The 21033-nt window shown below is 69.1% G+C and carries 20 protein-coding genes; 4 read left to right on the top strand and 16 right to left on the bottom strand.

Going from position 1 to position 21033, the window contains the following annotated elements; all coding sequences use genetic code 11:
• Positions 1-32: 32 nt before the first annotated feature.
• From KY493_RS03985 to petA, 4 genes are all read right to left on the bottom strand, one after another.
• Complete coding sequence (locus KY493_RS03985) at positions 33-1691, bottom strand: M28 family metallopeptidase (protein ID WP_219897697.1); 1659 nt, start codon at positions 1689-1691, stop codon at positions 33-35.
• Positions 1692-1829: 138 nt separating this feature from the next.
• On the bottom strand, positions 1830-2675 hold the full coding sequence (locus KY493_RS03980; protein ID WP_219897696.1) for a cytochrome c1: 846 nt from the start codon (positions 2673-2675) through the stop codon (positions 1830-1832).
• Positions 2676-2692: 17 nt separating this feature from the next.
• A complete protein-coding gene (locus KY493_RS03975; RefSeq protein WP_219897695.1) occupies positions 2693-4027 on the bottom strand; it encodes a cytochrome b N-terminal domain-containing protein in 1335 nt (444 codons plus the stop codon).
• A gap of 17 nt (positions 4028-4044) precedes the next feature.
• Positions 4045-4587: a ubiquinol-cytochrome c reductase iron-sulfur subunit gene (petA, locus tag KY493_RS03970; protein ID WP_219897694.1), complete on the bottom strand. Its 543-nt coding sequence runs from the start codon at positions 4585-4587 to the stop codon at positions 4045-4047.
• 191 nt (positions 4588-4778) lie between these two features.
• Between petA and KY493_RS03965 the strand changes: the two genes are divergently transcribed.
• Entirely contained in the window at positions 4779-5228 is a 450-nt protein-coding gene (locus tag KY493_RS03965) for a tRNA (cytidine(34)-2'-O)-methyltransferase (RefSeq protein ID WP_219897693.1), read from the top strand.
• A 3-nt stretch (positions 5229-5231) separates the two neighbouring features.
• On the opposite strand, the gene KY493_RS03960 is transcribed toward KY493_RS03965, so the two are convergent.
• Positions 5232-6497, bottom strand: coding sequence for a dipeptidase (locus KY493_RS03960; protein WP_219897692.1), 1266 nt, complete (start codon positions 6495-6497; stop codon positions 5232-5234).
• Between the two features lie 92 nt (positions 6498-6589).
• Between KY493_RS03960 and hemF the strand changes: the two genes are divergently transcribed.
• The gene (hemF, locus tag KY493_RS03955; RefSeq protein WP_219897691.1) at positions 6590-7456 is read left to right on the top strand and encodes an oxygen-dependent coproporphyrinogen oxidase; all 867 of its coding nucleotides are present in this window, start codon (positions 6590-6592) and stop codon (positions 7454-7456) included.
• A gap of 4 nt (positions 7457-7460) precedes the next feature.
• Here the strand turns inward: hemF and KY493_RS03950 are convergent, their stop codons facing one another.
• Together KY493_RS03950 and rlmJ are read right to left on the bottom strand one after the other, a co-directional pair.
• Positions 7461-8186 (bottom strand): type 1 glutamine amidotransferase, encoded by a 726-nt coding sequence (locus KY493_RS03950; protein ID WP_219897690.1) that lies wholly within the window; start codon positions 8184-8186, stop codon positions 7461-7463.
• Positions 8187-8209: 23 nt separating this feature from the next.
• The gene (rlmJ, locus tag KY493_RS03945; RefSeq protein WP_219897689.1) at positions 8210-9001 is read right to left on the bottom strand and encodes a 23S rRNA (adenine(2030)-N(6))-methyltransferase RlmJ; all 792 of its coding nucleotides are present in this window, start codon (positions 8999-9001) and stop codon (positions 8210-8212) included.
• A 90-nt stretch (positions 9002-9091) separates the two neighbouring features.
• Between rlmJ and KY493_RS03940 the strand changes: the two genes are divergently transcribed.
• Both KY493_RS03940 and KY493_RS03935 read left to right on the top strand, forming a co-directional pair.
• On the top strand, positions 9092-9442 hold the full coding sequence (locus tag KY493_RS03940; protein ID WP_219897688.1) for a hypothetical protein: 351 nt from the start codon (positions 9092-9094) through the stop codon (positions 9440-9442).
• Positions 9442-10464, top strand: a complete 1023-nt coding sequence (locus KY493_RS03935) for a DNA topoisomerase IB (RefSeq protein ID WP_219897687.1) — start codon at positions 9442-9444, stop codon at positions 10462-10464. The genes KY493_RS03940 and KY493_RS03935 overlap by 1 nt, the downstream gene beginning before the upstream one ends.
• A gap of 171 nt (positions 10465-10635) precedes the next feature.
• Here KY493_RS03935 and tdh read toward each other — a convergent pair whose 3' ends face one another.
• From tdh to KY493_RS03890, 9 genes are read right to left on the bottom strand one after another with little or no spacing between them, the layout of a single operon-like run.
• Positions 10636-11670 carry an L-threonine 3-dehydrogenase gene (tdh, locus tag KY493_RS03930; RefSeq protein WP_370627365.1) on the bottom strand — a complete coding sequence of 345 codons (1035 nt, stop codon included), beginning with the start codon at positions 11668-11670 and terminating at the stop codon, positions 10636-10638.
• An 8-nt stretch (positions 11671-11678) separates the two neighbouring features.
• Positions 11679-12872, bottom strand: coding sequence for a glycine C-acetyltransferase (locus KY493_RS03925; RefSeq protein ID WP_219897685.1), 1194 nt, complete (start codon positions 12870-12872; stop codon positions 11679-11681).
• Positions 12873-12920: 48 nt separating this feature from the next.
• Positions 12921-13829 (bottom strand): DUF4232 domain-containing protein, encoded by a 909-nt coding sequence (locus KY493_RS03920; RefSeq protein WP_219897684.1) that lies wholly within the window; start codon positions 13827-13829, stop codon positions 12921-12923.
• A 40-nt stretch (positions 13830-13869) separates the two neighbouring features.
• Entirely contained in the window at positions 13870-15036 is a 1167-nt protein-coding gene (locus tag KY493_RS03915; protein ID WP_219897683.1) for a glycosyltransferase family 4 protein, read from the bottom strand.
• Complete coding sequence (locus tag KY493_RS03910) at positions 15033-16157, bottom strand: glycosyltransferase family 4 protein (protein WP_219897682.1); 1125 nt, start codon at positions 16155-16157, stop codon at positions 15033-15035. Before KY493_RS03910 ends, KY493_RS03915 begins: the two co-directional genes overlap by 4 nt.
• Positions 16154-17554 (bottom strand): hypothetical protein, encoded by a 1401-nt coding sequence (locus KY493_RS03905; protein ID WP_219897681.1) that lies wholly within the window; start codon positions 17552-17554, stop codon positions 16154-16156. The genes KY493_RS03910 and KY493_RS03905 overlap by 4 nt, the downstream gene beginning before the upstream one ends.
• Positions 17524-18468: a glycosyltransferase family 2 protein gene (locus KY493_RS03900; protein WP_219897680.1), complete on the bottom strand. Its 945-nt coding sequence runs from the start codon at positions 18466-18468 to the stop codon at positions 17524-17526. Before KY493_RS03900 ends, KY493_RS03905 begins: the two co-directional genes overlap by 31 nt.
• On the bottom strand, positions 18465-19727 hold the full coding sequence (locus tag KY493_RS03895) for an oligosaccharide flippase family protein (protein WP_219897679.1): 1263 nt from the start codon (positions 19725-19727) through the stop codon (positions 18465-18467). The genes KY493_RS03900 and KY493_RS03895 overlap by 4 nt, the downstream gene beginning before the upstream one ends.
• Complete coding sequence (locus KY493_RS03890) at positions 19724-20911, bottom strand: glycosyltransferase (protein ID WP_219897678.1); 1188 nt, start codon at positions 20909-20911, stop codon at positions 19724-19726. Before KY493_RS03890 ends, KY493_RS03895 begins: the two co-directional genes overlap by 4 nt.
• Between the last annotated feature and the right edge of the window lie 122 nt (positions 20912-21033).

Raw genomic sequence — 21033 nt, 5'->3', positions numbered from 1 at the left:
GGCCCATCGCCTCCTTACATTTTCGTCATGTTTCAGCGGCGACTTGCGTTGCTGCGCTCACGCACCGGTCCGAACTCGGAGCCCGGCTTCCAACCCGGCCAGTCGCGGCTACCGGCCAGATCGCGACCGATCCAGAACAGGACCTGCAGGTCCTCGGCCATGCCGCGCAGGTCCCAGTCGGCGGACCATTCGTCGTCGGCCTGGTGATAGCGGCTGCGGCCATACTCGGCCGCCGCGTCCTTCTTGGCCTGGATCGGCTCGTCCCGGAACTCGCCGGCCGTGCCCGGATAGGCCATGGGCACGCCGCGCTTGGCCAGCGGGAAGTGGTCGGAACGGAAATAGCCGCCGCCCGCATCCGCCCCACCCGTCTCCAGCGTTCGCCCCTGCCGCGCGGCCGCCGCCTCCAGCCGCTCGTCCAGCTCTGACTGACCACGCCCCACCGCCGAGATGCGCTCCTTGCGGCCATAGACGTTCATGGCGTCGATGTTGAAGCCCGCAACCGTCGTTTCCAGCGGATAGATCGGATTGGCGGCGTAGTATTCCGAGCCCAGCAGCCCGCTCTCCTCGGCAGTGAAGCTCAGCATCACGATCGAACGATCCGGCCGCGGCGCACGGCCCCACAGGCGCGCCAGCTCCAGCAGGCCGGCCGTGCCCGACGCATTGTCCACCGCACCGTTGAAGATGCGGTCGCCGTTCGCGTCCGGCTCGCCTACGCCGATGTGGTCCCAGTGGCCGGTGTAGAGGATGGTCTCATCCGGGTGCGTCGCGCCCGGCAAACGCGCCACGACGTTGCGGGTCGTGACCTGTTGCGTGGCCACATCGAAGCGCGCCGACAGTCGCGCGTTCCGCAGGGTCGTCGGCTGGAAGTCGCGGCTTCGCGCCTGGGTCTTCAAGGCTTCGAAGTCGAGGCCCGCCTGGCGGAACAGCTCGACTGCGCCGTCACGCTGGATCCACGCCTCCATCGGCACGCGCTCGGCGGAGGCGTTCTGCCGCACGATGTCGAACTGCGGACCCGACCAGCTGTTCTGCACGGTGGTCCAGCCATAGGAGGCCGGCGCCTGTTCGTGCACGATGATCACGCCCGCCGCACCCTGCCGCGCCGCCTCCTCGTACTTGTAGGTCCACCGGCCATAGTAGGTCATGGAGCGGCCGTTGAAGGTGTTCAGCGCCGGCTCCTCGAAATCCGGATCGTTGACCAGCACGACCAGCACCTTGCCGCGCATGTCCTGGCCCTTGAAGTCGTCCCACTGCCGCTCGGGCGCCTTGACGCCATAGCCGACAAAGACCAGCGGCGCGTCCGCGATGTTCACCGCCGCACCCGGCAGGCGGGTCGAGACCACGATGTCGCCTCCCTGCGCCAGGTCGCGGCGCCAGTCGCCGACCGAGATGGACGCCTGCACATTGGAAGCCTGAAAGCGGTTCAGCGTCACGTCCTGCGTCCAGCCGCCGTTCTCGCCGCCCGGCTGAAAGCCCGCCGCCGCGTATTGCTGGCTCAGATACCGGACGACCTTGTCCTCGGCCGGCGTCGCGATGCCGCGTCCTTCGAAGCTGTCGTCCGACAGCACGCGGATGTCCTCCGACACCCGGGCCAGATCGACGGCGTCGCCGCCTGCCCCGCTCGGCGTGGTGGCGCAGGCGGACAAGGCCGCGCTCGCCAGAAGCGTCGCAGCCAAGGATGAAACGATACGCATGATTTCCGTGAGCCCTCAGCAATTTCAAGACGCGAACCGTAAGAGGCCGCCATGCTCGTGTCGATGCGACGCCTCGACATGAAAGAACCCGGCGGATCGCTCCGCCGGGTTCCAGAACTCTATCGTGTTTGCAGAGACCTAGTGCGCCACGCCCTTCCAGATGCGGCGATAGCTGGCGTAGGTCAGGCCCGCGAAGATCAGAAGGAAGATCATCACGCCCACGCCGGCCTGCTTGCGCTCCACCATCTTGGGCTCGGACGTCCAGGCGATAAAGGCGGCGACGTCCTTGGACATCTGGTCGACGCTGGCGCGCGTGCCGTCGTCATAGGTGACCTGGCCATCGCGCAGAGGCGCGGGCATGGCGATGAAGCCGCCGGCCGGCACGTGGTCGGGGTCGCCCGTCCAGAACGGGGTCAGGTCGCCGTTCATATAGACGTTGTAGTTCTGACCCTGGCGGATCTGCAGCCCCGCCGGCGGCGCATGATAGCCGGTCAACAGCGAATAGATGTAGTTGGCGCCGTCATGGCGCGCCTTGGCCATGACCGACAGGTCGGGCGGCGCGGCCCCGCCGTTTGCGGCGGCGGCGGCCGTGGCGTTCGGATAGGGCGACGGGAAGCGGTCGGCCGAGGCGGCGTCGCGTTGCAGCGCTTCGCCGGTCTCGCTGTCGATGTCCGGCACCTGGATCTCGGCGGCCAGCGCCTTCACCACCGGATTGTCGTTGGGGTTCGGGTATTTCGGGTTCCAGAACGGTCCGTTGCGATCGCCCAGGTTGCGGAAGTGCACCAGGTTCATGCTGTGGCACGAGGCGCAGACCTCGCGGTACACCTTGTAGCCGCGCTGAAGCTGGCCCTGATCGAAGGTCCCGAACGGTCCTTCGAAGCTAAAGCCGCCCGAGCGGGGATGGTGGGCCCCGCCCTCGGCCAGGGCGGGCGCTGCGATCAGCATGCCGGCGGCGAGCGCGGCCGAAGCGAAGGTCTTGAGCATGGAGGTTCTCATCGTGCTCAGCCCTTCGTCTCGGGCGACGCCGGAGCGGCGGCGGTCATGGCGGGCGCGCCGTGGCCGGACAGGACCGGTTCGGAGATGGTGGCCGGGATCGGCAGGGGCGTCTCGCGCAGGCCCACCACCGGCATGATCACCAGGAAGAAGGCGAAGTAGTAGGCCGTAAACAGACGCGTCAGCCACAGGTAGGAGTTCAACTGACCGTCGAACAGTTGGAAGCTGGGCATGCCGGGAATGACCTGCGCGTCCGGCAGCTGCGCCCCGCACCAGCCCAGACCCAGGCCCACCACCAGCAGGATGATGAAGAACGTCCGCATGGTCGGACGATAGCGCATCGAGCGCACCTTGGAGGTGTCCAGCCAGGGCAGGATGAACAGCACGCCGATGGCCGCGAACATCGCCACCACGCCGCCGAACTTGTCCGGAATGGCGCGCAGGATGGCGTAGAAGGGCAGCATGTACCACTCGGGCACGATGTGCGCCGGCGTCTGCAGCGGATTGGCGGGAATGTAGTTGTCCGCATGGCCCAGGGCGTTGGGCATGAAGAAGACGAACAGGGCGAACAGCATCAGGAACAGGATCACCGCGAACCCGTCCTTGACCGTGAAATACGGGTGGAACGGCACGGTATCCTTAGCCATCCGGTTCTTGGGGATCAGGATGCCGACCGGATTGTTCTGGCCCGCATGGTGCAGCGCCCACAGGTGCAGCACGACGCATCCGGCGATGGCGAACGGCAACAGATAGTGCAGCGAGAAGAAGCGGTTCAGCGTCGCATTGTCGATCGCCGGCCCGCCGCGCAGCCAGATCAGGATCGGCTCGCCCAGCACCGGCACCGCGCCGATCAGGTTGGTGATCACCTCGGCGCCCCAAAACGACATCTGACCCCACGGCAGGACGTAGCCCAGGAAGGCGGTGGCGATCATCAGGAAGAAGATGACGCAGCCGATGATCCAGATCATCTCGCGCGGGGCTTTATACGAGCCGTAGTAGAGTCCCCGAAGCATGTGCAGATACACGGCGATAAAGAACATCGAGGCGCCGTTGGCGTGGGTGTAGCGCAGCAGCCAGCCGCCGTTCACGTCGCGCATGATCCGCTCGACCGAGGCGAAGGCCAGGTCGACGTTGGGCGTATAGTGCATGGCCAGGACCACGCCCGTGACGATCTGCGTCGTCAGGCACAGGGCTAGGATGCCGCCGAAGGTCCACCAGTAGTTCAGGTTCTTTGGCGTCGGCAGCGAGGCGTAGTCGGCGGCGAAGCGGACGATCGGAAGCCGGCTGTCCAGCCACTTCTCGACGCCGGTCTTCGGCACATAGGTGGATTCGTGTTCGCTCATATCCCTCCCCCTGGTCCTCAGCCGATCTTTACGCGGGTGTCGGACACATAGTCGTATTCAGGCACCACCAGATTGGCCGGCGCCGGTCCCTTCCGGATTCGGCCGGAGGTGTCGTAGTGCGAGCCGTGGCAGGGGCAGAACCAGCCGCCGTAGTCGCCGGCGCCGAAGGTCGGCACGCAACCGAGGTGCGTGCACGATCCGACCACCACCAGGAACTGCTGATGCCCGGCCTTGACGCGATCGGCGTCGGCCTGCGGGTCCTTGAGGTCCGACAGCGGCGTCGCCGCCGCTTCCTGGATCTCCTTGGCGGTGCGGTAGCGGACAAAGACCGGCTTGCCCTGCCACTTGATCACGACCTGCTGGCCTTCCTGAACCTTGGTCAGGTCGAACTCGATGGAGGCCAGGGCCAGGGTGTCGGCGGCCGGGTTCATCTGGTTGATCAGCGGCCAGGCGATCATGGCGCCCGCGCCGACCGCCGCGGCGCCCGCCGCGATGTGGATGAAGTCGCGGCGCGTGGCGTCGCCGCCGTCCGCATCCGGGGTCACGACCGATTCGGCCAAACTGCACCTCCCATACGCCGACCGGCTCGCCTAGACGACGCGCCGGCCCGGCCTCGTTTCCTCAGCTTTCCGGAAATCCGACACAGCCTCAGCCCCTTCGCGGCCCCTCGCCGCAAATGGCTGACATCGTTGCGAAAGGCTCGCAAAAGGCCGCGACAAATCCCCAGGCTGCGCTTAATGTCCGGCTTAGAATGCGTCTCGCCCTTTTTCAACCGGACATTCCTCAGAACGTCGGCGCCTGCATCCGGCTGTCAGCCTGCTTCGGGGTTTCGCTGCACATCATCGAGCCGACCGGCTTCCGCTTCGACGATCGAGCGATGAAGCGCGCGGCGCTCGATTACGGCCCCTTGTCGCACATGACCCGGCATGCGGACTGGGACGCCTTTCAGCGCGACCGGAGGCCAGGACGCCTGGTCCTGTTCACCACCCGGGGCGCGACGTCCCTGCCCGACTTCGCCTTCCAGCCCGACGACACCCTGCTGTTCGGCAAGGAAACCAGCGGCGCGCCCGACTATGTTCACGCCGCCGCCGACGCTCGCGTGGTGATCCCGCTGAAACCCGAGGCCCGCTCGCTGAACCTGTCCGTCACCGCCGGCATCGCTTTGTGGGAAGGCCTGCGGCAGACCGGCGCGCTCGGCTGACGCCTACTCCGGCGCGCCCGCATCGGGCAGGCGCGACAGGTTCGGACCCTCGCTGCGCTTGGCTGCGGCGGTCGCCTCCACCGCCCGCATGACCCGCAGGACGTTGCCGCCGGCCAGCTTGCGGATGTCGGTGTCGGTCCAGCCGCGCGCCATCAGCGCCGCCAGAATGCGTGGGTAGGCGGCGACGCTTTCCACGCCGTCCGGCAGGCTGCCGACACCATCGAAGTCGCCGCCGAGCCCGACGTGGTCGATCCCCGCCACATCGCGCACGTGCTGGATGTGGGCGACCACGTCGTCCAGCGTCGCGCGCGGCTGGACGTTCGCCGAGCTCCAGGCTCGCAGACCGCCCATCACCGCCTCGGGATCGCCAGGGTTCAGCGTTTTCAGCCGCGCCTCTTCCGCCGCCCGCGCCGCGCCCCAGGCCCGGACCGGCTCGCTGATGAAGCCGGGCACGAAGGTCACCATCACTACGCCGCCGTCCTCAGCCATCATCCGCAGCACCGTGTCCGGCACGTTTCGCGGGTGATCGGTCACAGCGCGCGCCGACGAATGGGAAAAGATCACGGGCGCGTCGGATACGCGCATGGCGTCCAGCATCGTCTCCTCCGAGACGTGGCTCAGGTCCACCATCATGCCGAGGCGGTTCATCTCGCGGACCACCTCTTCGCCGAACGCGTTCAGCCCGCCCCACCTCGGCGCATCCGTCGCGCTGTCGGCCCAGGTCGTGGTGGTCGAGTGGGTCAGCGTCATGTAGCGCGCGCCGGCGTCATGAAACTCCCGCAGCAGGCCCAGCGAATCGTCGATGGAATAGCCGCCCTCCATGCCGATCAGGCTGGCGATGCGCCCGCGCCGGTGCACGCGCTCGATGTCGTCGGCGGTGTAGGCCAACTCGAACACCTCCGGATGAGCCGCGACCAGGCGCTTGACGCTGTCGATCTGTTCGAACGTCGCCTTGGCCGCTTCCACGGGCGAAAGGCTGGCGGGCACATAGACCGACCAGAACTGACCGCCCACGCCGCCCTGGCGAAGGCGCGGAATGTCGGTGTGCAGGGTCGTGGGATTGGCGCCCTGATCCTGCGTCAGATCAACGGCGTGCGGGTCGTTCCCGAACCCCTGCCTCAAGGCCCATGGCAGGTCGTTGTGCCCGTCGATCAGCGGACTGCGCTCCAGCAACCGCCGCGCCCTCGCCTCTCCGGCCGCGTCCTGTGCGAGGACCGGTCCCGCGAGAGCGGCAAATGAAGCGGCGGCGAGAAGGACGGATCGGATCATGGGCGGGCTCCTGAACAGCGGCCCACAGTGACAGAGACAGGGCGCGGATCAAACCTTCCCCTGCGGGCGGGCAAGGGGCTAAGCACGCCGCCATGACCGACCCGCTCTCCGACAAGAAGGCCGAGACCCGCGCCTGGTTCGAAGCCCTGCGCGACCGCATCCACACCGCCTTCGAGGCGCTGGAGGATCAGGCGCCCGCCGACCTCTTCTCCGGAGAGCCCGGTCGCTTCGTCCGGACGCCCTGGGCGCGGGCCGAAGGCGGCGGCGGCGTCATGGGCATGATGCACGGCCGCCTGTTCGAGAAGGTCGGCGTGCACTGCTCCACGGTGCACGGGACCTTTCCGGCCGACTACGCCAAGAGCGTGCCGGGTGCGGCCGAGGATCCGCGCTTCTTCGCCACCGGGATCAGCCTGATCTGCCATCCGCGCAGCCCGCGCGTGCCGGCGGTGCACATGAACACCCGCTTCATCGCCACGACGAAGAGCTGGTTCGGCGGCGGGGCCGACCTGACGCCGGTGCTGGATGTCGATCGCCATGCAGACTCGCCCGACACTGTGGCCTTCCACGCCGCGCTGAAGGCCGCCTGCGACGCCCATCACGGCGGCTGGTACGACAAGTTCAAGGCCTGGTGCGACGACTACTTCTTTCTGCCGCATCGCAACGAGCCGCGCGGCACGGGCGGCATTTTCTACGACCATCACGACAGCGGCGACTATGAGCGCGACTTCGCCTTCACCCGCGACGTGGGCGAGGCTTTCCTGCACGCTTATGTCGAAATCGTCGCCCGCCGCATGGTCGAGCCCTGGAACGAGGCCGAGCGCGAGAAGCAGCTGGTCCAGCGCGGCCGCTACGTCGAGTTCAACCTGCTTTACGACCGCGGCACCACATTTGGCCTGAAGACCGGCGGCAACGTCGATTCGATCCTCAGCTCCATGCCGCCGGTGGTGAAGTGGCCGTGACCGCCTAGATGCCGCTGCCGCTTTCCTCAGTCGGCGGCGGGGTCAGCAACAGGAAACTCCGGATCCAGGCGGTCAGGACCGCGCGATCGTTGGGCCGCTTCAGGCTCTCGAGCGCTTCCTCGGCGACACCTTCCGGAATACGGTCGCGCCGGCCTTCCACCAGGGCGGCGGCGTAGTCGGGGCCGAACTCCGGATGGCACTGGAACGACACCGCATCATCCCACGCCAGCCCGGCGAACGGCGTGAAGGCGCTCGATGCGATCACGCGCGATCCCGGAGGCTGCACCACCACCTGATCCTGGTGGGACACGGGAATGGCGATGCTGTCGGCGCGCGGATGCATCCAATCCTCGAGCCCTGACACTTGGTAGCGGTGCAGGCCGACGCCCCAGCCGCGCTCGGACTTCTCCACGTCGCCGCCCAAAGCCTGAGCCATGGCCTGATGCCCGAAGCAGATGCCGACCAGCCGCGTCTTGCCTCGCGCGTTCCGGATCCAGTCCAGCAGAGGACGTATCCAGGGCAGGTCGTCGTACACCCCCGCCGCCGAACCGGTGACGATGGCGCCGGCGAAGTCGGACGGATCGTCCGGCAGCCGCCCGGCCTGGACGTCGAAGCGCACCGTGGGCACGCCCTCGCCCAGCAGCGCCCGGAACCGGGCCGGATAGTCGTCGAACGCGTCGCGCAGCGTCTCGGGCGGCTGACCGGTTTCCAGAATGGCGATGGGCTTCATGCGCCAGACCTAAGCACGCCCGCCTACAGGCGCCACACCTCGGCCTTGCCGCCGGCATCGCCCAGCGCCTCGACCACCCAGCCGCAGATCTCGCGCGCGGCGGCGTCCGCCCCCTCGGGCGGGTTCAGAACCACCATGGCGCAGCCGTTCATCTTCATCGGATTGACCAGGGGCCGCAGCCGCGCCTCGGCAACCAGCACTGGCCCGGACAGACGGCGCAGGAATCCGTCCAGCGTCTCCATGTCCTTTAGCGGCGTCCACACCGCGACCACCGCGCCTTGCCTCGCCGCGGCCATGGCGGCCTCGGCGGAGCGCACATAGTCGTCCGGCCGCTCAAACGGCGGGTCGATCAGCACCAGCGAGCCGGACGCGACGGACGACGCCGCTGCATAGCCGTCGCCGCCATGCGCCTTCGCCGTCGGCCATGCGGTCAACGCCTCTTCCAGCAGCCCGAGCACCGGCGGGTTCAGCTCGTAACCCGCGTAGGCGTCGCCCTTCCGCAGCGATCGCGCGACCAGCAACGGCGATCCCGGATAGAAGCGCGTCTCGCCCGCCGCATTGATCGCGCGCACCTCATCAGCCAGCGCCTGCATCGTCGGCGGCAGATCGCCGGCGGTCATCAGCCGCTGCACCCCGGCTTCCGCCTCCTTCGAGCGCGCCGCATCGCCGGTCAGGTCGTACAGCCCGGCGCCCGCGTGGGTGTCCAGAACCTCGACCTTGCCGCGAGCCCGCCGCTCATCCAGCAGCCACAGAAGCAGCGCATGCTTGACCAGATCGGCGAAGTTCCCGGCGTGGAAGCTGTGGCGATAGTTCATGCCGCCTCGTCCCCTGCTCCGGCCCGGGGGTCAAGCGGAACTCGCGCCTTTGCACCGGCGTTCGTCGCAGGCTTCACACGGACCCGCGCCATGGCTTCCAAGACCGCCCTCTCCGACAAGCAACGCACCCCGCCCAAGGGCGTCGCCGACTGCGCGGCCAAGGGGCTGGAGCTGCGTGAACAGCATGGCCGGGGCGGCACCGACGTCGGCCGCCGGCGCGCCGAACAGCTGAAGGGCCAGCATCCCGTCAGCGAGGGCGACATCAAGTCGATGTACAGCTACTTCGCCCGCCACGACGTGGACAAGCGCGGCAAGAACTGGGGCGATGCGGACAAGCCCTCGGCCGGCTACATCGCCTGGCTGCTCTGGGGCGGCGATCCGGGCCGCAAGTGGATCGACGGACTGCACGGCAAGCTCGACGACCAAAAGGACGCCGCCTGATGGCCGATGGCGCCCCGACCTTCGAGGTCGATCCCGAAGCGCCCGCCGGCCTGTCGTGGTGCAATGACGACACTCCCGGCATCACCCGCAGGCGCGCCGGCAAGGGCTTTTCCTACCGCGACAGCAAGGGCGCAGTGATCACCAACCCCAAGGTGCTGGATCGCATCCGCATGCTGGCCATTCCGCCGGCTTGGACGGATGTCTGGATCTGCCCGCGCGCCAACGGCCACATCCAGGCCACCGGCCGCGACGTGAAGGGCAGAAAGCAGTACCGCTATCACAACGACTGGAGCACGGCCCGGTCCGAGCACAAGTTCGACAAGCTGCCGGCCTTCGCCCGCGCCCTCCCCAAGCTGCGCGAGCGGGTCGAGCATGACCTCGGCCTCAAGGGCACATGCAGAGACAAGGTTCTGGCCACCGCCGTACGCCTGCTCGAAATCACCCTGATCCGCGTCGGCAATGCGACCTACGCCAAGCAGAACCGCTCCTACGGCCTGACCACGCTGAACAAGCGCCACCTCGACGTGGACGGCGCGGCCATGACGTTCGAGTTCAAGGGCAAAAGCGGCGTCGAGCACAAGGTCAGCGTCCGAGACCGCCGCCTGGCGCGCGTCGTCCGCACGCTGGAGGAACTTCCGGGCCAGCAGCTGTTCAAATACCGCACGGTCGACGGGACCTTGTGTCCCCTCACCTCGGACGACGTGAACGCCTACATCCGCGAGGCCATGGGCGAAGGTTTCTCGGCCAAGGACTTCCGCACCTGGGCCGGCACGATTTCCGCCGCGCGCGCGTTCCGCGACATGGAGGCGCCGACCTCGCCGACCGACGGACGGCGCAAGATTACCGTGTGCATGAAGGCCGTGTCCGGCCTGCTCGGCAACACGCCCACGGTGTGCCGGTCGTCCTATGTCCACCCGGTGGTGGTCGAACTCTACGAAGCCGGCCGCATCGCCGAGGTCCTGCCCGGCTCCGAGACCAAGGGATTCGAGCCCGCGCTGATGAAGCTCCTGAAGGCGCAATAAGCCCTCTCCTCCCCGACCGCGCGGCGGATGGGGAGGTGGATCGGCGGCGAAGCCGACGAGACGGAGGGGTAAAGGCCGGCCGACGCCACTCCCCCCTCCGTCACGGCGCGATGCGCCGCGCCACCTCCCCATTCGCTAAGCGAACAGGGAGGAGAATAAGGGCTTACCCGATCAGGCCGCCCAGTCCAGCACCACCTTGCCGGACTTGCCCGATCGCATCGCCTCAAAGCCCTCGCGGTAGTTCTCGTAGCTCATCTGGTGAGTGATCAGCGGCTTGAGATCCAGGCCGGCCTTTAGCAGACCCAGCATCTTCCTCCAGGTCGTGAACATCTCGCGGCCGTAGACGCCCTTGATGGTCAGCGCCTTCAGGATGATCGAACCCCAGTCCGTCTCCATCGGCCTGGACGGGATGCCCAGCAGCGCCAGCCCGCCGCCCATGATCAGGGTGTCCACGCATTGCTTGAAGGCGATGGGCGAGCCGGACATTTCCAGCGCGACGTCGAAGCCGACCTTCATGCCCAGTTCGTGGATCACGTCGTGCAGATCCTCGCGCGTCGTGTTCACCGTGCGCACGCCAGGCGCGACCTTCTGCGCCAGCTCCAGCCGATAGTCGTTGATGTCGGTCAGCACCACGGTGCGCGCGCCCGCATGCCGCGCCACCGCCGCCGCCATGATGCCGATCGGCCCCGCGCCGGTGACCAGCACGTCCTCGCCCAGCAGGTCGAACTGTTGCGCCGTGTGCACGGCGTTGCCGAACGGATCCAGGATCGAGCCGATCTCGTAGGGCACCTCGTCCGGCAGCTCGATCACGTTGAAGGCGGGCGCCACAACGTATTCGGCGAACGCGCCCTGGCGGTTCACGCCGATGCCGCGCGTCTTGGGATCTAGGTGGAAATGCCCGGCGCGCGCCGCTTCCGAGTTCAGGTCGATGACATGGCCTTCCGCCGAGACACGCTGGCCGACCTTGAGCCGGCGATCGACTTCGGCGCCGATCGCGACGATCTCGCCCGAGAACTCGTGCCCGGTGATCATCGGCGTGGGCACGTTCTTCTGGGACCACTCGTCCCAGTTCCAGATGTGGATGTCGGTGCCGCAGACGGCGGCCCGGTGCACCTTGATCAGCACGTCCTCCGGCCCCGCCTCCGGCACCGGCGCGTCGATCAGCTCCAGCCCCTGCACGGGCCCGGTCTTGGCCAGGGCCTTCATGGTCTGCGTCATTGGATCACTCCCAGTTCCTTGCCGGCCGTCGTGAAAGCCGCGACCGCTTGATCAATCTGCTCGAATGTATGCGCCGCCGACATCTGGGTGCGGATGCGCGCCTGCCCGCGGGGCACGACGGGGAAGGAAAAGCCGATCACATAGACGCCGAGCTCCAGCATCCGCGCGGCCAGGTCCTGCGCCAGCTTGGCGTCGCCCAGCATGACCGGGATGATCGGGTGCTCGCCCTGCAGCAGGGTGAATCCCGCGTCCGTCATGGCGGTGCGATAGCGGTGCGCATTGGCCGACAGGCGCGTGCGCAGCCGGTCGCCCTCCGCCCCTTGCGCGATGCGGATGGCCTCCAGGCTCGATCCGCACACCGCCGGGGCCAATGCGTTGGAGAACAGATACGGCCGCGCCCGCTGCTTCAACAGCTCCACCACCGGCTTCGACGCGCAGATGAAGCCGCCCATGGCCCCGCCCAGCGCCTTACCGAAGGTGCCGGTGACGAAATCGACCTTGACGCCGTGGTGCGCGAACGAGCCCCGTCCCTGCGGTCCCAGGAACCCCGTGGCATGGCAGTCGTCCACCATGACCAGTGCATCATAGCGATCTGCCAGCGACCGGATCTCGTCCAAGCGGGCGATATAGCCATCCATGGAGAAGGCGCCGTCGGTGGCGATGATGATGTCGCGCGCCCCGTCCGCCCGGGCCTGCTTCAGCTGGGTCTCCAGGTCGTCCATGTCGGAGTTGGCGAAGCGATAGCGCTTGGCCTTGCACAGCCGGACCCCATCAATGATCGAGGCGTGGTTCAGGCTGTCGGAGACGATGGCGTCCTCCGCCCCCAGCAGCGGCTCGAACAGCCCGCCGTTGGCGTCGAATGCGGCGGCGAACAGGATCGCGTCCTCGAAGCCCAGGTAGGCGGCGATCGCCGCCTCCAGCTCCTTGTGGATTTCCAGCGTGCCGCAGATGAAGCGCACCGAGGCGGTCCCTGCGCCCCAACGCTCGGCGGCCGCGATCCCGGCCTGCGTCACCCGCTCGTCGCCGGCCAGGCCCAGGTAGTTGTTGGCGCAGAAGTTCAGCACCTCGCGCCCGTTCACCTGTATCGCCGGGCCCTGGCGCGAAGCGATGATCCGCTCGGGCTTGGTCAACCCCTGCGCGTTGATGTCTGAAAGCTCTTGCGCGACGCGCGCTTGGAATCCGCTGGTCATGGGCGCGGGTTACGCCGAAACGCGCGACGTTTCCAGCTTGGCCGATCGTCAGCGATCCGGCTCGGCCTCCGCACGGAAGGGGCTGACCTCGATCTTGCGGCCGCACGGCGTGAAGCTCTTGTCGAGGCTCAGCGGCGTCGCATCGTTCGGCACGGCGACCCGCACGCGCGCGGCGCCGGGACAGGTCGTCTCGCCCTCGCCTTCGTTCGGCACGACGGTCCAGGCGAGGTCAAAGAAGGCTTTTCCTTGCGCCGCCAGCGTCACCGGACCGGGCGACTGGCCCGCCCGCAGATAGCTGCCGGGGTTCTGCTGGGCGCGCACCTGGCTCAAGGGCCCCCCACGCGCGTCCTGCAGCGTTACCGTCGGATAGCCGAGCAGGCTGCAGGGCTGGGCGCCGGTGTTCTGTACGCCGACGATGCTGACACGATGCCCCATGCCCGCATCGCCGCCGTCCTCCGACAGTCGCAGTTGCGCGGCGCGACAGGGCGCGGCCGACCCGGCTTGCCCCGGCGTGACGGCGACGACCGGTGTCTGTCCGGGCGGCGTCTGCGGCGCCGCGCCCGCCGTCGGCCGCGTGCAACGCTCCAGCACCGCCACCGCCGTCTGTCCGTCCGGACCCAGGCGGCTCAGCGTCGCGCTCTCCTGCCCGTCGCGGCTGGCCGTCCACCACTCGACGCCTTCACCGACGTAGCGCGCGCCGCTGGCGGCCTGCACGCTGCGCGTCGCATAGGTCCGACCGCCATAGGCCACCTGTGCGCTGTCGGCGTTGGGATAGGTCGCGGTCACGGCCTGCCCGCTTTCGCAGGCGTAGGTCACCGCCCCTGTAGACGCGGCGACGGCTGCTCCCGGCGGCGGAGCGGCCGAGGGCTCGACCGGCGCCGGACCTTCCGGCTCAGGCGCGCCGCAGGCCGATAGAAGCGCGCTGGCGGACAGCAGAACAACAAGGCGACGGCGCATGGTCTGGCTCCACGGTTCCGTCGCTTAACGGCCAAGCCGGCTAAAGGCTCCGCTTGTCGTCCCGGACCTCCGCTAGGACCGCTTCGACGGCTTCAAGGCAGGGCTGCAGCGAGAACCGCGCCCGCGCCGCCGTTCTGGCCCGATCCGCCGTTCGTCGCCCCCGCGCCGGATCGTCCACCAGCGCCCCTATCGCCGCCGCCAGCGCTTCCGGATCGCCTGGCGCGACCAGCCGACCCGTCTCGCCGTCCTCGACCAGTTCAATCGCCCCTCCTGCGCGCGTCGCGATCACCGGCGTTCCCGCCAGCATGGCCTCGACGATGACGCGTCCAAAAGGCTCGGCGGCCACCGAGGCGTGCACCGCCACATCCACTCCCGCCATCAGCCGGGGCGCGTCCGACCGAAAGCCCAGCATCCGCACGCGCGCCCCCAGGCCCCTCGTTGCGATCACCGATCTCAGCTCGGCTTCATAGGCCTCTTCCCCGAACAGCGGCCCGCCGACCAGGATCGCCTGAACGTCCGGCAGGCGAACCAGCGCCTCCAGCAGCACCGCCTGCCCCTTCCACTCGGCCAGTCGGCTGAAGATGCCGACGGTCGGCTGGCCGGCCGCCAAGCCCGTGTCCGCCAGCAGCGATTTCCGCGCCGAGACGCGATTCCCGCTCTCGAACAGGCTCGCATCCACGCCGTTGTGGATCACGCGGGCGCGCGGCCCGCCCGCCTGCCTCAGCGCCTCGGCCGTGGCGGTCGAGTTGGCGATGACCTCGGCGGCGGCCATACGCCCCAACCGGGCCACGCCGCGCCGCGTCAGCCCTCCGAAATGCTCGTCCGTCAGCAGGTCGCGCAGATGCCACACCACCGGCCGCCGGTGCAGCGGCCGCCCCAGCGCCGCCACCACAAAGGCCTTCATCGTATTGGCGTGGATCACCTCGAACGCCCGCGCCATCCAGGCCAGCCGGATCACGGCCGCCATCAGCGCGGGCGCCGCCAGCAGCGCGCGTATGCCCGACCTTCGCCGGACGTTCGCCGCCGCGCCCAGACCGATAGTACGCACCGGCACGCCCGCCTCGCGCAGCCGATCTCCGAACCGCCCGTCGCCGAACAGACAGACCACCGAAAGCCCGTGGTGCCCCCGCACGATGTCGAGCAGCGACAGCTCGGCCCCGCCCAGCTCGCCCGACTGGTCCACGAACAGCACGGCGGGCGGCCTCATCGCGCCAGCACCTTGCGATAGACCTCCGCCACCCGTCCGGCGATCACGTCCCAGTCGTGCGCCTGGGCATGGGCGCGGCAAGCGGCGGCGCTGGGTCGCCCCACGCCCTCGACCATCGCCTCGATCCGCTCGGCCAAGGCTCCCGCGCTCGCATCCTCGCACACCAGCGAAGTTAACGGCCCCACAGCCTCCGGCAGGCCGCCGACCGGCGTCACCACCACCGGCGTCCCCGCCGCCAGACACTCCAGCGCCACCAGGCCGAATCCTTCCAGCGCCTGACTGGGCACGACGCCGACATCGGCCGCGCGATAGGCGAACGGCAGCGCCTCCTCCGGCAGAAAGCCGATCAGCCGCACGTTCGCCGATAGGCCCTTCGCCTCGATCCGCGCCCGCAGTTCCGCCTCCAACGGGCCTCGCCCGGCGATCAGCAGCAACACGTCCGGGTGGCGATGCACGACCTCCGCCATCGCCTCGATCAGCACCTCCAACCCCATGCGCCGCACCAGCCGCCGCACCGTCAAGAGGATCGGCCGATCCCTTGGCCAGCCGAGCTGATAGCGCGCTTCCGCGCGGCTCTCAGCCACGTCGAAGCGCGCGGCGTCCACCCCGCCGGGCACGACGTGAATGCGCCCGGCCGCGACCCCATAATCCTCGTGCAGCACCCGCCCGAACGCTTCGGAAAGCACGACAAGGGCGTCGGCGCGGGAATAAACCGTCTGCTCCAGGGCTCGCTTGGCCTCGCGCCGCCACACGCCCTGTCCTTCCGCCAAGCCCTCCGCCGCCCACGGTCCGTGGAAATGCACGACATGCGGAATGCGAATCTTGTCCAGCGCCGTCAGCACCGAGAGCGCGAAGTGGCTGGCGACGAGATCGGGCGGATCGTCGCGCATGGCCGCTGCGATCGCCCGCCGCGCGCCCAGCAGCCGCATCGGCAGCGAGGCCGACGCGGGTGCGAAACTCCGCACCCGACCGCCGGTCGCTCTCGCGACCTCGGCTGATCCCACAACCAGACCCGTCGCCTCGAAATGTCCGGGCGCGGCCCTCATCAAATCGTGGAAATAGCGCGGCAGCCCGCCCGCACGCTCCGGCAACCATTCCAGCCCGATCTGCAGCGTCCTCACGCCCGCGCCCCGCATTCTGGGTCGGCGAGCGCCAAGGCCAGAGCGGCGACGGGGAACACCAGCATGCCTGTCGCCCCGCCCAGGACGTTGAAGAACAACAGCTGCACCGTGGTCTCGATCACGATCGCCGCAGCAAGCTGCGCCCCCGCGCCGCTCCCGCCCGACCGGAGCGCCCCGACCGCAATCGCGACCACCGCCGCCAACATCACCGCCCCCGCCCAGCCATAGGTGAACAGGAGATCCAGTATGCCGCTGTCGAAAGACCCCCGCGCGCCGAGCTCCGCGCCCTCCGTGCTCAACCGCGTCGCCACGCCGGTGCCGCCGAGCCCACGCCCGACCGGGTTGGCCAACACCTCCATCGTCATCTCGGCATGGAAGGTCGCGCGCTGTTGAAGACTGACATCCTGGTCCAGCCGCGCCAGCCCGCCGATCCGGCTCCTCACCCCCTCGCCCGGTCCGAAAGCCAGCAGCGCCGTCCCGACGACCAGAAGCGCGCCTCCCGCCGCCAGATACCGCAACCGTCGCCGCGCCGAACCCAATGCGGCCAGTACGCCGACGCCCACGATCAATCCGCCCCAGGCCGACCTCACCAGCGACAGCACCAGGGCGGCGCCGCCCGCCAGCCCGCCCAGCCACCGCGCGCGCCCACCGGCGCCCGCCAGCATGGCCAGAACACAGGCGGACATCATCACGGCGAATGGCCCCGGCGCGTTCATCGTCCCGAACACCCGCACCTGGAGTGGCTCGGGGCGGCCGATGGAGGCGATCTCGGCCGTGCGCATCCACGCCACGTCCCAAGGGGGCGGCGACAGGTATTGAAGAACGGCGTAAGCGCCCATCGCCATCCCGCCCCATGCCAGCGTGTTGAACACGGCCGCCGCCGCATGATCGGCGTCGCGCCTCAGCACCAGGATGTGGATGGCCAGGGCGACCGGCGCCAAGGCGTTCAGCAGGCCGAACAGCGCCGCCGCACCCAGGCCTTGCGACAGCCCCAGCGCCCCGCCGTACAGGCATGCCAGCGCCGCCACGCTGAACGGCAGAAATCCGCGACCGAACAGTTGTGGTCCTGCGCGCAGGGCGCTGAGCAGGCCGAGCCCGGTGACCAGCGCCGGCGCCAGCATGATCGGGTTGAGGTCGTGCCGCCCGCCCTGCCAGTCCGCCAGCCGCCGCACGAACGGCGCGACCATCCACAGCACATAGCAGAAGCGCAGGAACCCCCGAGACGGCGCCCGCTCGTACAGCCAAAGCCCGACCGTCAGGGCCACGGGCGTGAAGACCCACGTCAGCCACCCCCCGAGCCCGGCCGCGACCATCGCCGCCGTCAGACCCAGCGGAAGCATCGCGGCCAGCCATTCCGACCGCGCCTTCACGCCGCCTCCCTCGATGAGGCGCGCCATGTCCGCCAGCCGGCGACGCGGCCAGCGACGGTCGCTCTCACTCGCGCCGCCGCTTGACGAGGTCCGGCCCACAGCGTCCACCTCAGCCCCTGCAGCAGCCCGGGATTGGCCCGCGTGCCGAGCAGCAGCGCCCAGACCAGGAACACCGCCCGTCTTCCTCGCGGCAGGAACGCCAGCAGCGCCAGGGTCTCGTTGTGCGCCCGGTTCGCCTGCGCCTCCGCCGAGAAGCCCCGTCTCTGATCGGCGTCATGGCGGACGCCGGGAAAGTGGTCGACAGCCACGGCCGGATCATAGACCAGCCGACGCCCTGCACGTCGCAGGGCAAGGCAGAAGGCCATGTCGTTGCATACCTGCGCGCCCTCGCCTCTCATCCGCGCATCGAAGCGCAGGTCGCCGAGATGGGCGCGGCGAAAGCTCATGTTCGCGCCCTTCAGGATATCGACCTCGCGCGGCCCGCCCGCGCCGAGGTGATGATTGCCGATACATCGCCCCCAGCCCTGCACCCGCCCGACCTCGCGGCGTTCACCCGTCTCCGGCCGGCCGTCGACATGTAGCCAGTCGCGACCGCCCATGCCCGTCAGCGTCGGATCACCCTCGAAGGCCAGGACGATGCGCAGCAGCCAGTCCGCCCGCGGCACCGCGTCGTCGTCGGTGATGGCGATCACCTGCCCGCGCGCCTGATCCAGCCCCCGGTTCAGCGCCGCCACCTGTCCAGCGGTCACCACGACCACGCCTCGGATCAACAGGCCGGCCGGCGCCTCCTCCAGCACTCGCACGGTCTCGGCGTCCTCTGCCCGGTGGACGACGAGCACCTCGTCGGCCGCTCGCGTTTGATTGGCCAGCGCGGTCAGGCATCGGCGCAGGTCGGATGGCCGACGCCAGGTCGGCACGATCACCGAAACGGTCAGGCTCACGACGCTCGCTCGGCGGCACACTTCGGATCGCGCAGGCCAAGCTCGCCCAGCCGCCGCGCCGCCGCCCAGCCCATCACCGCCGCCACGACCACCTCTGCCGCGACCGCCGTCAGGGCCGCCCCCACCGCGCCATACCGTGTCGCCAGCGGCCACAGCAGGATCAGCCCCACCGCCCCGCCGGCCAGAATGGCGCTGGTGAACGCACGCTTCAGCCCGAACGGCAGCAGGATCATGACGCCCAGCGCATTGTTGAGGCCCACCAGAAAGATCAGCGGCGCCATGGCCCGCAGGACCGGCACGGCCCCGTCCGCCCCGGGCCCGGCCAACAGTCGCACCAGCGCCGGCGCAAGGACGGCGAGCAGCAGCGCCAGCACTGCGGCCAAGCCCCCCTGCGTCAGCAGCAAACGTTTCGCCAGCCTGCCCGCCGCCGCCGGGTCGCTGGCGTGCAGCGCGCTCATGCGCGGGAAAAAAACTGTCATGATCGGCGACAGCGCCCCTTGCGCCGAGCGGCGAATGCGCTCGGCCATGGCGAACAGGCCCAGTTGGCCTGCGCCCGAGATCAGGCCCAGTCCGACGGACAGGGTGTTGGTGTAGAGCGAGATCGCCGCCGTCGAGCCGAACACATGGGCGCCGCTCTTCAACTGCCGCCAAGCTGAACAGGCATCCAGATGTGGGCGACGCAGCAGGCCGATCGCCCGGGCCTGCCACAGCGTCAGCATCGCCGTCGCCAGCGCGCCGATGCTGACGCACAGCGCCGCCAGCGCCGCATCGCCCGCGTCCCGAACCCACAGAAACACCAAGGGAAAGGCGAGCAGCCGGCCGGCCACCGACGTCCAGGCGAAGCGCCCCAGCGCCTCCGCCCCCTTCAGCGCCCAGTCGAGGTTCAGCACCGCCGCCGGAGCCGCGAGCGCCCAGGCGAGCAACACGAGCCGCAGATCGGCGGGCGCAAGAGCCGCCACGACGGCCAGCGCGGCCAGTCCTGCTGCACACAGCCACGCCTTGGCCAGCACCGTGGCCCAGATCAGATGGCTGGTCGCGCGAGCGTCGTCCCGCATCCGCGCCACCGCCTGCGCCCCGCTCAACGAGAAGCCCCAATCCACGAGGATCAGTGCATACCCGGTGAGGGCCGCCGCCATGCCGATCAACCCAAACCCTTCGGCTCCGAGCACGCGCGCCAGATAGGGAAAGGTGATCAACGGCAGCAGGTAGTTGGCGATCTGCCAGACCGACGCCGCCGCCAGCCCGCGCCGGACGCTCACGCCGCCGTCCTGCGGGCCGGCGTCCGGCCAAGCAGCTGATCCAGCTTGGTCAGCATAACGGCCTCGCTGAACCGCTCCAGCACGTGCGCACGGGCACAGCGGCGCAGCCGCTCGGCCAGAAGCGGATCGTCCAGCACCTGTCGCAGCCGTGCGGCCAGATCGTCCGGATCGCCCGGCGCGCAGGTCAGGGCCGTGAGGCCGTCGATCGCCACGTCCGCCACGCCCGTGGGCAGGCGGGTGGCGACGACAGGTGCGCCCAGCAGCATGGCCTCCAGCTGGATCACGCCAAACGCCTCGGTGTTGTCGGTGGAGGGAAAGGCCAGCACGTCCACCGCCAGCAGAAGCCGCACCTTGTCGGCGTGGCTGACCTCGCCGAGAAAGTCGATGCGGTCCGCCACCTCTAGATCGGCGGCCAAGGCTTCCGCCTGCGCGCGACAGGGTCCATCCCCCGCGATCACCACGCGAACGTCGGGCATGATCGCAATCGACCGGATCAGCACCTCCAACCCCTTGTAGCGCGCATGCCGCCCCACAAATCCCACAAGCGGATGACCCCCGAAACGCGCCCGACGCCAAGCGTACGCTTCAGCCTTTTCCGCTTCGCTGGCCGGGTGCTGGTCCAGCTTCGCCGACGGCGCCAGAACCGCGATTCGGACGTCGCGAGGCAGGTCGCGCGAGGCCTCGAAGTTCCTCATGGAGGTGACGACCACCCGCTCGGCGGCCCGTGCCAATGCGCGGTAGAGAGGCATCAGCACCATCCGCGGGAACCTCCGCCCCTGCACGTCCGCATGATGGATCACGAACAGGCGAGGCTGTTTCGCTCTGGGCGTGGCCAGCCGTTTCAGCCACAGCACCGTCGCCGCGTAGGGGTTGGGCGCATGCAGATGCACCTCGTCGTGGTCCGCCGGACGCATCATCCACAACAGCGACAGCGCCAGGGGCTGGGACATCACCACGGCCTGGGTCCGCATCCGGCGCACCCGTACGCCGCCGACGTGATCCTCGCCCGCAGCCTCGCCTCGGCCTGCATTGACCAGAACCTCAACCCGGCAACGCGTGGCCAGATGTTCGGCGTGCACCTGGGTGACATGCTCGATGCCGCCCGGCCAGGGGTGATAGTATTTGCCCAGGATCAGCACGCGAGGCGCGGATTCCAGATCCGTCTGGTCAGGGTGCGACGTCATCCCGGCGGGCCGACGCCGGCCCGCCCTCGATCGACCTGCGATCATGCCGCCCGCTCCCCCGTCCCCGGCAGGAGGACAGCAGCTTAACCGTTGGGGTGCAAGTCGTTCGTGTGCTTACCACG

This window comes from Brevundimonas sp. PAMC22021 (assembly GCF_019443405.1).
GTDB lineage: Bacteria > Pseudomonadota > Alphaproteobacteria > Caulobacterales > Caulobacteraceae > Brevundimonas.
Note: the sequence above shows the minus strand (reverse complement) of the source record. Positions and strands in the feature narration are given on the sequence as shown.

Bases quoted from the DNA above. Each gene is read 5' to 3' on its own strand.
- KY493_RS03985 (WP_219897697.1), bottom strand. From the start codon at position 1,691: ATGCGTATCGTTTCATCCTTGGCTGCGACGCTTCTGGCGAGCGCGGCC.
- KY493_RS03980 (WP_219897696.1), bottom strand. From the start codon at position 2,675: ATGCTCAAGACCTTCGCTTCGGCCGCGCTCGCCGCCGGCATGCTGATC.
- KY493_RS03975 (WP_219897695.1), bottom strand. From the start codon at position 4,027: ATGAGCGAACACGAATCCACCTATGTGCCGAAGACCGGCGTCGAGAAG.
- KY493_RS03965 (WP_219897693.1), top strand. From the start codon at position 4,779: ATGCGTCTCGCCCTTTTTCAACCGGACATTCCTCAGAACGTCGGCGCC.
- KY493_RS03960 (WP_219897692.1), bottom strand. From the start codon at position 6,497: ATGATCCGATCCGTCCTTCTCGCCGCCGCTTCATTTGCCGCTCTCGCG.
- hemF (WP_219897691.1), top strand. From the start codon at position 6,590: ATGACCGACCCGCTCTCCGACAAGAAGGCCGAGACCCGCGCCTGGTTC.
- KY493_RS03950 (WP_219897690.1), bottom strand. From the start codon at position 8,186: ATGAAGCCCATCGCCATTCTGGAAACCGGTCAGCCGCCCGAGACGCTG.
- rlmJ (WP_219897689.1), bottom strand. From the start codon at position 9,001: ATGAACTATCGCCACAGCTTCCACGCCGGGAACTTCGCCGATCTGGTC.
- KY493_RS03940 (WP_219897688.1), top strand. From the start codon at position 9,092: ATGGCTTCCAAGACCGCCCTCTCCGACAAGCAACGCACCCCGCCCAAG.
- KY493_RS03935 (WP_219897687.1), top strand. From the start codon at position 9,442: ATGGCCGATGGCGCCCCGACCTTCGAGGTCGATCCCGAAGCGCCCGCC.
- tdh (WP_370627365.1), bottom strand. From the start codon at position 11,670: ATGAAGGCCCTGGCCAAGACCGGGCCCGTGCAGGGGCTGGAGCTGATC.
- KY493_RS03925 (WP_219897685.1), bottom strand. From the start codon at position 12,872: ATGACCAGCGGATTCCAAGCGCGCGTCGCGCAAGAGCTTTCAGACATC.
- KY493_RS03920 (WP_219897684.1), bottom strand. From the start codon at position 13,829: ATGCGCCGTCGCCTTGTTGTTCTGCTGTCCGCCAGCGCGCTTCTATCG.
- KY493_RS03915 (WP_219897683.1), bottom strand. From the start codon at position 15,036: ATGAGGCCGCCCGCCGTGCTGTTCGTGGACCAGTCGGGCGAGCTGGGC.
- KY493_RS03905 (WP_219897681.1), bottom strand. From the start codon at position 17,554: ATGGCGCGCCTCATCGAGGGAGGCGGCGTGAAGGCGCGGTCGGAATGG.
- KY493_RS03890 (WP_219897678.1), bottom strand. From the start codon at position 20,911: ATGACGTCGCACCCTGACCAGACGGATCTGGAATCCGCGCCTCGCGTG.